This is a genomic window from Gemella haemolysans ATCC 10379 (assembly GCF_000173915.1).
Lineage (GTDB): Bacteria > Bacillota > Bacilli > Staphylococcales > Gemellaceae > Gemella > Gemella haemolysans.
Genome location: NZ_ACDZ02000008.1, coordinates 182,577 through 195,409, shown reverse-complemented (window position 1 = coordinate 195,409; position 12,833 = coordinate 182,577). Strand labels below are relative to the sequence as shown.

Sequence of the window (12,833 nt, the reverse complement as noted above, 5' to 3'; positions counted from 1 at the left end):
GAAGTTGAACAATGACAAAAGCAAAAGAAGAAAAAGTTATAACTAAAACTCCTTCTGGGTTTTCAGTTGTAGCTCGTGAATTTAAAAAAGATAAAGGTGCACTTGCAGCTTTAATTACATTAAGTGCTATCCTAATTTTCGTAGTACTTTTCAATATTTACATTCGTGTAAGTGGCGTATATAGTACTTACTTCGATGTAGATTTATTAAATATTTTCTTAAAACCTGGTGAGGATGGATTCTTATTAGGTACAGACGTAGGTGGTCACTCAGTTTTTGGATGGCTAATGATGGGAATGCTTAACTCTATTCTTATCGCAGTAGCAGTAACAGCGATTACTATTGGTTTTGGTACTGCAGTAGGATTAGTTATTGCTTATTACGGTGGACGTGTTGATAATATTGTGATGCGTTTTGTAGACTTTATGGTAATCATCCCAACGCTGATGGTAATCATCGTATTTGTAAGTATTAAACGTGATTACGGTCTAGTATTGTTCATCTTGATCTTATCAGCATTCGCATGGATGGGATCAACTCGTTTAGTGCGTAGTAAAGCTTTATCAGAATCACGTCGTGATTATGTACTTGCTTCAAAAACTATGGGAACACCTGATTGGAAAATTATGTTACAGGGAATCTTACCTAACATTAGTTCTATCATCATTGTAGAAGCTACGTTATCATTAGCTGCTAATATGGGTATCGAGGTAGGTTTAACATACCTTGGATTCGGTCTTCCAGCAGGAACACCAAGTATTGGTACTATGTTATCTTATGCAAAAGATGCAGACGTACTTATCAATAAAATGTACATTTGGCTGCCAGCAGCCCTTGCAATCTTAATTATCGTACTATGTATCAACTCTATCGGTGGAGCATTAAGACGTAGTTTAGATGCTAGACAAAGACTATAATTTTAAAAGTCATGTAGAGATTTTCTACATGGCTTTTTTATTTGTAAATTATGTGTGAATAATGTATAAATTATGATTTACAAATAATATCCAATTCTACTGTTATAGAAGTATAATTTAATAGATACTAAATAAATAATTTTAAAATAGTAAAATCTTAATTATCAGTGTAAAATCAACTTAAATTTTATGTTTTATTACAGAAATTCTAAGTGTTTGATTTATATTGATAAAAAATATAAAATCTTATTTCAGTGAAAATTTAAAAAACATTGTAAAATTTTCTGACAATTACTTGACTACTATAAGATTTTTTGTTATAATTGCTAAAAATAAATATTTAAGAAAGGCTGTATACAATACAGCATGGAGGATAAGATAATGGAAAAGAAAAAAATGTTAAAGGTAGTTAGTTCAGCTATGGCTCTCACAATGTTACTTGCAGGATGCTCAAGCGCAAGTAACAATTCTAAAGGAAGCAAAGCTGCTGTCGAGTTCAAGACAGCTGTAGACAATGGTGGAAATGCACTTAGTGGTCAACAATTAAAAATCGGTATCACTTCTGCAGATCCACTAACAGGGATGTTTAACCCAGTATTCTTCTTACAAACAACTGATAATGATGTAATGAAGTACACAATGACAGGAGCGTTCCCGACTGATGATGCAAATCGTCTAAAACAAGATGACAAAGACGCACCAGTTATGCTCCATGTAGATCGTGAGAAAAAAGAAGTTACATTAACTATTCACAAAGATCTTAAATGGAGCAATGGTGAAGATGTTAAGGCAGATGATATCGTTGCAACTTACGAACTTATGGGGAATCCTAAGTATACAGAAAACGTTCGTTACAGTGATGAATATGAAGTAATCGAAGGTATGAAAGATTACCACGATGGAAAAGCAAAAAACATCTCTGGTGTAGTTAAAAAAGATGATAAAACTGTAGTGCTTAAGTATACAGAAATCAAACCAGCATTATTATGGGGTAATGGATTTATTGGAGAATTCTTAAACAAAGCCCAAGTAGAAGCAGCATCAAAAGACTTCACTAAATTTGCTGAAGCAGACTTAAATAAAAAACCATTATCTTATGGACCATATTACTTAGATAAAGTAGTAAATGGGGAAAGTGTATTAGCGAAAGCTAACCCTTATTTCTACAAAAAAGACGAAGTAAAAATTCCAGAAATTCAATTCAAAACTGTATCACCAGCTCAAGCGAGTGCAGTTCTTAAAAATGGTGATGTAGACTTAATGGATAGTTTAACTACTGGTATCTGGGATGGTACTAAAGACGCTAAAAACGGAACAATCTTAGGAGAATCTGATTACTATGTATCATATGTAGGATTTAAACTAGGTAAGTTCAACAAAGAAAAAGGTGAAGTTGAAGTAGATCCAAATGCTAAAGCAGCTGATAAACGTGTTCGTCAAGCATTCGGTTATGCAGTAGACTGGGATCAAATCAATGAAAAAGTTTATAAAGGATTACGTTTCACACCAACAGGATCTGGATTCTATCCACCAATCGTTAAAATGTTCTACAGTCAAGAAGGTGAAAAATATACTAAGAATGTAGAAAAAGCGAAGAAACTTCTTGATGAAGCAGGACTTAAAGATACAGATGGAGATGGATTAAGAGAAGATAAAAACGGTAAAAAACTTACATTCAACTTCGCTATCCGTAACACAGGTCAAGACTTCGATCAAACATTAGCAGATACATTTGTTAAATCTTGGAAAGACGTAGGATTAGATGTTAAACTTACAGATGGAAAACTTATGTCACCTAAAGACTGGTCACAACGTACTCAAGCAGATGATCCAGGAATCGATATCTTCCAAGGAGCTTGGGGCTTAGGAAGTGATCCAAACCCAGGTGGATTAGTAAGTAAAACTTCACCGCTTAACTTACAACGTTACACAACAGAAGAATTAGAAAAATCATTAACTGCAATGGGAAGTAGTGACATGTTCGATGATGCTAAACTTAAAGAAGCATATCAAAAATTTGATAAACAGTTCAGAGAAGAAGCTGCATGGTTACCATTCAGCTGGCAACAATCAATGACATGGGTTAACAAACGTGTTAAAACATTTGATTTAGCGAAACTTAAAACTGGTGAACAAAGAATCTACAAATTAGAATTAACTGCAGATGCACCAGCTAAAAATTAATTTAGTTTAGGAATGAGATTCAGCTAAGGAGACTTAGTTGAATTTCCCCCTAATAAACTTATATTTCATTTTATTTTCAATTAATTTTAGGGGCGCAAGTCGCCCCTGCATTTGAAATATGAAATCTAAGAAATATTAGATATAATAAAGTTAGAAACAATAATAAGGGAAAAAGTCAGAGGGCAATGTAGTTCTCAACATAGGGAATTTACAAAATCACAATATATAAATTTTAGTAACTTGAACAGAGTATAATGCTATTTAAATAGTAATTATTCTCTGTTTTTTTACTGGTTAGCATATAGGAGTAATATAGAGTTTTTGAGAGGGAGAGACTGGAAAATCGTGATTTTAGAGAAAGTGTAATCTTCGAGGCTCTCCCAACTGATAATATTAATCGATTAAATCAAAATTGTATATAAAAAATATATTTATTAGATAACTTAAATAGTTGAAATATATTAGTGTTTAATAATGGTGTTAATTAGGTGGAAAATGAATTAATTATTAATAAATAAGGGATAACATAAGAAATGTTAATAGATAATTATATTAAAAAATTACTATAATGTTAATATCTTAAAAATAAGGAACTGAAATTTAATTATAGAATTTTGTAATTTTTATATTATTTTCTGAAAATTTAATTGACTTATCGTAGAAATAATGATAAAATAATTTCATACAATAAATGAAAAATAAGTTTTTATATATTATGGAGGAAATAAAATGAAAAAGAATAAGTTTCTAAAAGTATTTAGTTCAGCGATGGCTCTTTCAGTAATTTTAGCTGGATGTTCAACTTCAAGCAATTCTGGAAGCAAAAACGCTCCTAAAGCAAAAGTAGAATTTAAAACAAGTTTTGATAACGGTGGATCAGCTGTAGATGGTGCTACATTAAAATATGGTATCTTATCAGCTCAACCATTAACAGGTCTTTGGAACCCAGTATTCTCTGATAAAGCAGAAGATCAATACGTAAACCAAGCTGTAATGGGTGGAACATTCTCTGCTGACGAAGAAGGACGTGTTATTCAAGATAATGCAAATGATGCAGTTAAATTCCACTTAGATCGTGACAAAAAAGAGGTTACATTAACTATCCACGACGGTGCTAAATGGAGCAACGGTGAAGCATTTACAACAAAAGATATCGTAGCAACATACGAACTTATGGGTAACCCTAAATTCACTACAAACACTCGTTACAATGAGTCATACGAATTTATTGAAGGTATGAAAGAATACCACGCAGGAAAAGCGAAAAACATCTCAGGAATACAAGTTAAAGATGACAAAACAGTAGTACTTAAATATACTGAAGTACGTCCAGCATTACTATGGGGTGAAGGTTTAGTTACTGACTTCTTAAACGCTAAACAAGTAGAAGAAGCTTCTAAGGACTTCGCTAAATTTGCTGAAGCAGACTTAAACAAAAAACCATTATCATATGGTCCTTACTACATCACTAAAGTAGTAAACGGAGAAAGTGTTCTTGCAGAACAAAACCCTCACTACTTCAATAAAGATAAAATGAAACTTAAAAAAATCGAGTTCAAAACAGTAGCTCCAGCTCAAGCTAGCCAAGTAATCAAAAATGGAGAAGTTGACTATATCGATAGCGTTACTCCAAGTGTTTACGAAGGAGCAAAAGACATCAAAAACGGAACATTCTTAGGTGATACTTCTCGTTACATGTCATATGTAGGATTCAAATTAGGTAAATTTGACAAAGAAAAAGGTGAAAACGTAGTTGATCCGAACTCTAAACTAGCTGACAAAAACTTACGTCAAGCATTCTTATATGCAGTTGACCGTGACCAAATCAATGAAAAAATCTTCAAAGGATTACGTTTCACTCCAACTGGATCTGGTATGTACCCAGCAGCTGTAGGTAAATTAGTAAACGAAAATGCAACTGCAGCTAAAAAAGATGTAGAAAAAGCTAAAAAATTATTAGACGATGCAGGATACAAAGATAAAGATGGAGACGGACTACGTGAAGACAAAAACGGAAACAAACTTTCATTTAACTTCGCAATCCGTAACACAGGTGCTGAATATGACCAAGCATTAGCAGACGTATTCGTTAAATCTTGGAAAGAAGTAGGATTAGATGTTAAATTAGTAGATGGAAAACTTATGTCTCCAAAAGACTTCTCTCAACGTGTACAAGCAGATGATCCATCAATCGACATCTTCCAAGCTGCATGGCAATATGGAACAAACCCTAACCGTCAAGAGTTACTAGGTAAAAAAGCTCCATTAAACTTATATCGTTACACTACTGAAGCATTCGAAAACAGCTTCAAAGCTCAAGGATCAGCAGATATGTTCGATGAAGCTAAATTAAAAGCAGCTTACAACAAATTTGACACAGAAGTAGCTGAAGAATTACCATTCTACCCATTAAGCTGGGATACAAGTATCACATTCTTCAACAAACGTGTTAAAGCTTATGACTTAAATAAAGTTAAGAAAAATCAATTCAAACTTTATGAACTTGAGTTAACAGCTAACGAAGGTGCTAAATAATAAAAATTAAAATGCGACATAGATAACTTCGGTTGTCTATGTCGTTTTTTAGGATATTAGTATTTCCTTGGAAATATTCAAAATTGGAAATTGATAGATATCGTGCGCGGTAGCTAACAGTTGAATTTTTTGTTAATAACGTATAAAATTATAAAAGTATAATGTATTTATTGCTATGATAGTGAATACTTTTAGAATTTTAAAATTCATAGAAAATTTATAGGAAAGGTGTATTAATGAGAAAATTTATTTCAGAGTTATTGTTAATAATTGTTACGATTATTTGGGGATTAGCTTTTATCTGGCAAAATATTGCGAGTAAGGTTCTAGGGCCTCTTACAGTTGTAGGTATAAGATCAGTAATCGCAGTAGTATTTCTTGGTGCTGTAGCACTTCTGATTCCAAGTTTGTATAGAAGTCAAGATCCTAAGATTTTGGCGGAGCCAATAACAAAAAATAAAAGTTGGATACTTGGTGGTATCTGTGGAATAGTATTATTTTTTGCAATGTATATTTCGCAAATAGGTATTGGGATGACAACAGCAGGTAAAGCTGGATTTATTACAGTGTTATATATTTGTATAGTACCATTTATCGGGGTATTCTTAGGTAATAAGCTTAATAAATTCTTTATTATAGGATTAATTTTATCGGTAATTGGTTTCTATTTCTTATCGGTAAAAGAAGAATTTGCTTTAGAGTTGGGAGATATTATCGTCTTAATCAGTGCAGTTCTATTCGGGATTCATATAATAGTTATTGATTATTCAGCAGCTAGAGTTAATTCAATGTTCTTATCTATCGTTCAATTAGTCGTAGTATCTATATTAAGCTTAGTATTAGCTGTTTTCAAGGAAACAATCGTCTTTGCGGACATAATGAGTGTTATTTGGCCGTTACTTGCTATAGGGGTACTTTCTAGTGGAGTAGGTTATACTTTACAGATTGTAGGACAAAAAGATGTTCCACCGCACACAGCGTCATTAATATTAAGTTTAGAGTCTGTTGTAGCTGCAATAGGTGGAGTTCTTATTCTTGGTGAACATATAGGCCTAAGAGAAGGAATAGGTATGCTTATCGTCTTCGTAGGTATTATAGTTTCACAACTACGAGATAAAAAGAGTAATTAAATAATTTACAATGAAATTTAATGGAGGGCAGCTTGAAAATCATGATTTATAAATAGATTTCCTTGCTCCTTCTATTTTTTATGAGGTTAAAGATGAAAAAAATATTAAAGATAGTATTAGGGTTATTACTTATCGGGATTTTAGGGTTTGCAGGATTAGTTGGATATTTATGGGCTACAGAATATAGTCCAAACGGAGTTGAGAGTTTGAAGGTAACTAAACAAGGTACGTCAGAAAGTGCTAAGGTAGGAACAGAGTACACAGCTCTTAACTGGAACATAGGTTATGCTGGTCTTGATAAAGATGAAGACTTCTTTATGGATGGTGGAAAGATGGTTCTACCACTTGATAAGGCTCATGTCGAAGAAAATCTAAAAAACATTACAGAGATTGTTAAAAACGAAAAAGCTAATGTTAATTTTATTCAAGAAATAGATGAAGATTCAAAACGTAGTTACAATATAAACCAGGTTACTAAATTTGATGAAATACTTGGTTTAAATAGTATTTTAGCATATAATTTCAAGGTTAGATATGTACCTTATCCAGTGCCACCGTTAGGGAAGGTTAAGAGTGGTATCTATACTGCAACTAGTTTTAACGTGGAGAATGCAAGAAGATTCCAAATGGCGATTCCATTCACATTCCCAGAGAGACTTGCTAATTTAAAACGAGGATTTTCTGTTATTTATACAAAAGTAGAAAATAGTGATAAACATTTAGTATTGATTAATGCTCACTTGGATGCTTACGATAAAGGTAATTCTGGTAAAAAAGCTCAGATGAAACAACTTCTTGAATTTATTGATTATGAGTATAAAAAAGGTAATTATGTCCTTGTTGGAGCGGATTTTAATCAGTCGTTAAAAACTTTAACACAAGATGAAATTAACGTTGTTCCAAAAGAATTATGGCGTGCTGAGAATTTAGATAAGAGTATGTTACCTGCAGGATTTAACCTATTGTATGATGAGAGTAAAAATTCTGCAAGACTTAATAATAAACCTTATGTGAAGGATAGTGAAGGTACTTATGGCTTTATTATAGATGGATATATTGCTAGTGATAATATTGAAGTGTTAGAAGTAGAGACACTAAATCAAGAGTATAGATATAGTGATCATAACCCAGTAAAACTAAGATATAAATTGAAATAAAATAAAAGAAGCGGCTCTGAGATTAAGTTCAAAGAGTCGCTCTTTTCAAAGAATTAGCTATTATAGATACTTGTTCTTTGATTGTGATAAGAGGCGTTTTTAATTATTTATACATGAAAAATCCCACAAACATATGTTTGTGGGATAGTTTATTATGCGTTTTGTTCTACATCTTTTTTGAAGAATAGTTTGTTTAGTTTATCAACGATTGCTGATAAAGCTCCGTCTCCAGAAATGTTACATGCAGTTCCAAAGCTATCTTGAGTGATGTATAATGCAATCATTAGAGATAACATGATTTCGTTGAAACCAAGAACTGATTGTAATAATCCAAGAGCTGCCATAACTCCTCCACCAGGGACACCAGGAGCAGCTACCATTGTTACTCCAAGTAATAAGATGAATTTAATCATTACTGCAGCTGATGGGAATGCAGCACCGTTTTGTAACCAGAATACTGCAGATGCACATGTAGTTAATGTGATTGTACTTCCTGATAAGTGGATAGTCGCAAATAGTGGAATAGTGAAGTTTGCTATATTTTTATCAACACCCATTTTTTTAGTACTTCTTAGTGTTACTGGGATAGTAGCAGCCGAAGATTGAGTACCAATTGCAGTCATGTATGCTGGTAAGATATTTACAAGCATCTTGAATGGGTTTCTAGCGTTAAGCGTTCCAGCTACGAAGTATTGGATAATAATGATAATTACGTGCATAATAATGATAATTACGAATACCATAGCGAAGATTTTTAAAATCTTGAATACTTCACCAGAAGCTGTGATGTTCATGAATACACCTAGGATGTAGAATGGAAGAAGTGGAATAATTACTGTAGCAAGTAATTTTTCAATAATTTCTCCGAAATCTGCGAATCCTTGTTTAAGTCCTTCTGATTGAGTTGCTGAAATCCCGATTCCTAAGATGAATGAGATAATAAGCGCTGTAGTAACATCAAAAATCGGAGCCATTTTAAACTCGATGAAAGGTTTTAATAATAAATCCTCTGGATTTTTGAATGATTGTAGTGTAGCGTTAGCTAGTATACTTGGTAATACTGCTTGAGCTGATAGGAATGCGAATGTTCCTGCGATAATTGTAGAAATATAAGCAACCCCTGTTGATAATCCAAGTAATTTTCCAGCGTTGTTTGATACTTGGCTGATACCTGGTACGATAAATCCTACGATAATAAGTGGAATTGTGAATCCTAAGAACGCGCTGAAAATAGATGAGAATGTTACGAAAACTCTAATGATTGATGTTGGTAGAGTACTTCCTAAAACTATCCCTAATGTTACAGCGATAATAAGTTTTGCTATTAATGGAATTCTTTTATATAAACTCATTGTTCGATCTCCTTTTTTATTTTATTGTATTTTTTAAAAAGACATGTGTACATTATACAAGAAAAGCCATAATTTGTAAAGGGGAATAGACATATTTTTTAATTATTTGAAAATTTCATAAATTTATTATAGTAGAAATATAGTAGAAATTCGGTTAAATTAAACAAAAAAAGCTTAAAACCTCAAATTATTATTGAGATTTTAAGCTTTTAGCAGTTATTAGATTAATTTGAATACATCATTTAAGTTTTCAGCCATTGTTGGGTGAGTGAAGATTTGATCTCTGATGTAAGTGTAAGGAATTTTGTTATCAATTGCCATTTTAATTAGGTTGATAATTTCTTCTGAGTTTTTACCGAATAGAGTAGCTCCAAGAATTAAGTTAGTGTCTTTGTCTACAGTTACACGGAATAATCCACGTGGATCTTGGTTAACAGCTCCTCTTGGCATGTTAGCTACTGGTAATGATGCTACTGCAACGTTAGGGTAAGCAGCTTCAGCTTCTTCTTTGTGTAATCCAACGTGAGATAATGCTGGAGAGATGAATGTTGAGTAAGGTACGTTTTTGCGGTCAGCAGTTGTGTACTCTTTGTTACCGTGTAAGTATCCGTTAACTACTCTGAAGTCATCTAATGATACATAAGTGAATTGTAATCCACCGTTAACATCACCAACTGCGAATACATTTTCTACAGCTGTTTGACAGAATTCGTCAACTACGATTGTTCCGTTTGGACGTAATTCGATATCAGTGTTTTCTAATCCTAACCCTTCAGTGTTAGCGCGACGTCCAGTTGCGTGTAATACTGCTTCGAATTCTAACTCACCGTATTTTTCTGTATCAACAACTACAAGTTCTCCGTTGTTGCGGATTTCTTTTGTTGCAGTTCCTAGTTTAAACTCGATTCCTGCTTCTTCTAAGTATCCTTGAGCAAGTTCAGCGATATCTTTATCTTCTCTTCCTAAAATTCCAGGAGCGAAGTCGATTACTGTAACTTTAACTCCAAGACGAGCGTATAGGTTAGCGAATTCTAATCCGATGTTACCTCCACCGATAATTCCTAGAGTTTTAGGAGCTTTTTCTAATTTTTGGAACTCAGTGCTATCGTATACATTTTTAGATGTTGTTAATCCTGGAATTGGTAATACATTGTTTTTAGCTCCAGTGTTAATTACTACGATTTCACCTTCAAGTTGTTTAGTTTCTCCGTTAGCAGAAATTTCTACTACTTTGTTTGAAACGAATTTAGCGTGAGCTGTGTAAACATCAATGTTTGGACTACTGTCTAACATAGCGAAGTTTTTAGCGTTAAGTTTAGATACAACAGCATCTCTTGTAGCTTTAGCTTCTGTGAAGTCTTTTTTGTTGTCAGCAGCTACGATTAAAGTTTTAGTTGGGATACATCCGATATTGATACAAGTACCACCGTACATTGCACTGCTTTCTTCAACTACTGCTACTTTTTTTCCTTCTTTAGCAAATGTTGCTGCTAAAGTTTTTCCGGCTTTACCGAATCCTACTACTAATAAATCATATTTAACCATAATTTGATTCCTCTTTTGTTATAAATTTTATTGTTTATATTTTATATTTTAATAATAAATATAAGATGAAAACTATTTAATTCATATTTTACTCCTACTCTTTTAAAATTTCAAGTATTTTGCCTACAAAAGTAGACGATTTTTTTGATTTTTTTTGATATAAGATTATTTTATTGGTGGAATCGTTATAATATCAACGTTTCAAAGAAAAAATTTACGGATATTATTTTGATATTGCTTTTCATTATGGTATAATATCCTTTGTACAAATTTGAAAATTTATGGAGGAAAACAATGACATTACCTAATTGTCCAGAATGTAAAAGTGAATATACTTATGAAGATGGAAATATGCTAGTATGTCCAATGTGTGCTTATGAATGGTCACCAGAAGATGCTAGTGGAGCAGAAGAGGAAAAAGTTTACCGCGATGCTAACGGAAATGTACTTCAAGATGGAGATACAGTTTCTGTAATTAAAGATTTAAAAGTTAAAGGTAGTTCATCTACATTAAAACAAGGAACTCGCGTTAAAAATATCAGATTAGTTGATGGAGATCATAACATCGATTGTAAAATTGATGGTTTCGGGGCTATGAAACTAAAATCTGAATTCGTTAAAAAAATATAATACAAAAGAGCTGACTCAATAGTTATGATTTCATTGAAATCACAAAGGAGTTCAGCTCTTTTAATTTTTATATAGGGATTTACAGATTTGTTTTTTTATCTTTTTATTAGTTTTAATATTTTTCTTCTTAGTGGTAATCCGTAGTTGTACATTAAATTGAATACATGAGAGATTACTAAATCGAACTCCCCGTAGTATTCTACGATATTTGGAGCGAATTTTGATTTAAAACCAAGTAGACTGTCGTTTAAATCTCCTTCGATTCCACCCATAGAAACTTCTTTAACACCCATTTCCTGAGCTTTTTTCATCGTATCAGAAAAGACTTTATACTGTGCAGGAAGTTTTGCGAAATCCTCATTCATACCAGCATAAATAATTTCTGCGTGGTTACCATAAGCGATAGTAATCGCAGCACTTATAACTTGATCTTTGCTCTTATCTTCGATCTCTAAGCTATCGAATAAAACGATTAGCTTTTCAATTCCGGCTACTTGCTCAAGAAGAGTGCGTTTTTTCTTCGGTGATTTTTCTCCAAGAGCTTCAATTTCATCTTCAATAGCTTCTTTTCTAGAATGACATTCTTTTACAGCTTTTTCTACATTTATATATGAAATATATAATAAAGCATTGTCTCCAAAAGTATCTAGTAAGTTTTCGAAATACTCACGCCCACGAAGAGAGATATTTTTTCTTTTTTCAGTACAAGCTAGGGCGAAAAGAAAGTCATCAAGATTCTGTTTACCACAACGTCTAACTTCAACGAATTTTTTCTCTGCATCACGAATTAAGCGACGTGTATCTTTTGGGAAAAGATCAGGAACTTCTTGTTCAAGCTTCGTAACTGTGTTAAAACGTGGTTGGATAGTGCTGCTCATATCAAGGCTGAAACCTTTGTGTTTATAACCGTTATCCTTGAATGCTTTAATAAGACTATTGTTCTCTCTATCTACCTCGATATCTTTAAACACTGCTAACTTCTCATCTTTTACCGCAGTAGGGATATCTAATTTAACCATTTTAGCACCTTTTTCTTTGGCGAATTTCTTTAGGTTAGTTAAAAAGAAATTAAGTAGCTCAGTATTATCATAATCAAGAATTGGTCCACGTGGAGCATACCATAATCCTTGGCGAGTTAGAATCTGTACAGCAGCTAAAATATTGTCATTTTCATCTGCAACAGCTACTCTTACAGCACCCCAAGTATTTTTTATGTGAGACCACTCGATAGCTTGCATCATATTACCATGCTTGTGATTCTTTATAAATTCAGTATATTTTTCATCGTTAATATTTGTTAAAAATTTCATTATTCAATAATCCTTTAACTAAAGTACACTTAATCATAACAAATTATAGTAGAAAAATCAATTTTTAGAAGGA

At 32.8% G+C, this 12,833-nt stretch carries 9 protein-coding genes; 6 read left to right on the top strand and 3 right to left on the bottom strand.

Annotation, left to right across the window (positions count from 1 at the left end; all coding sequences use genetic code 11):
* Window positions 1–11 precede the first annotated feature (11 nt).
* The 5 genes from GEMHA0001_RS03360 (at window position 12) to GEMHA0001_RS03340 (ending at window position 7,923) form a co-directional block, all read left to right on the top strand.
* Window positions 12–917 (top strand): ABC transporter permease, encoded by a 906-nt coding sequence (locus tag GEMHA0001_RS03360; RefSeq protein WP_003144294.1) that lies wholly within the window; start codon window positions 12–14, stop codon window positions 915–917.
* Between the two features lie 381 nt (window positions 918–1,298).
* Entirely contained in the window at window positions 1,299–3,101 is a 1,803-nt protein-coding gene (locus GEMHA0001_RS03355) for an ABC transporter substrate-binding protein (protein ID WP_003144413.1), read from the top strand.
* 729 nt (window positions 3,102–3,830) lie between these two features.
* Window positions 3,831–5,636 (top strand): ABC transporter substrate-binding protein, encoded by a 1,806-nt coding sequence (locus tag GEMHA0001_RS03350; protein ID WP_003144251.1) that lies wholly within the window; start codon window positions 3,831–3,833, stop codon window positions 5,634–5,636.
* Between the two features lie 236 nt (window positions 5,637–5,872).
* The gene (locus tag GEMHA0001_RS03345) at window positions 5,873–6,766 is read left to right on the top strand and encodes a DMT family transporter (RefSeq protein WP_003144350.1); all 894 of its coding nucleotides are present in this window, start codon (window positions 5,873–5,875) and stop codon (window positions 6,764–6,766) included.
* 92 nt (window positions 6,767–6,858) lie between these two features.
* The gene (locus GEMHA0001_RS03340; RefSeq protein WP_003144179.1) at window positions 6,859–7,923 is read left to right on the top strand and encodes an exonuclease/endonuclease/phosphatase family protein; all 1,065 of its coding nucleotides are present in this window, start codon (window positions 6,859–6,861) and stop codon (window positions 7,921–7,923) included.
* Between the two features lie 152 nt (window positions 7,924–8,075).
* Here the strand turns inward: GEMHA0001_RS03340 and GEMHA0001_RS03335 are convergent, their stop codons facing one another.
* Together GEMHA0001_RS03335 and GEMHA0001_RS03330 are read right to left on the bottom strand one after the other, a co-directional pair.
* Window positions 8,076–9,275 (bottom strand): dicarboxylate/amino acid:cation symporter, encoded by a 1,200-nt coding sequence (locus tag GEMHA0001_RS03335; protein WP_003144286.1) that lies wholly within the window; start codon window positions 9,273–9,275, stop codon window positions 8,076–8,078.
* A gap of 219 nt (window positions 9,276–9,494) precedes the next feature.
* Window positions 9,495–10,820 carry an FAD-containing oxidoreductase gene (locus tag GEMHA0001_RS03330; RefSeq protein WP_003144128.1) on the bottom strand — a complete coding sequence of 442 codons (1,326 nt, stop codon included), beginning with the start codon at window positions 10,818–10,820 and terminating at the stop codon, window positions 9,495–9,497.
* A gap of 294 nt (window positions 10,821–11,114) precedes the next feature.
* Here GEMHA0001_RS03330 and GEMHA0001_RS03325 point away from each other — a divergent pair, with 294 nt between their 5' ends.
* Window positions 11,115–11,450 carry a zinc ribbon domain-containing protein YjdM gene (locus GEMHA0001_RS03325; protein WP_003144072.1) on the top strand — a complete coding sequence of 112 codons (336 nt, stop codon included), beginning with the start codon at window positions 11,115–11,117 and terminating at the stop codon, window positions 11,448–11,450.
* 95 nt (window positions 11,451–11,545) lie between these two features.
* Here GEMHA0001_RS03325 and GEMHA0001_RS03320 read toward each other — a convergent pair whose 3' ends face one another.
* Complete coding sequence (locus GEMHA0001_RS03320; RefSeq protein WP_003144287.1) at window positions 11,546–12,760, bottom strand: lipid II:glycine glycyltransferase FemX; 1,215 nt, start codon at window positions 12,758–12,760, stop codon at window positions 11,546–11,548.
* Window positions 12,761–12,833 lie beyond the last annotated feature (73 nt).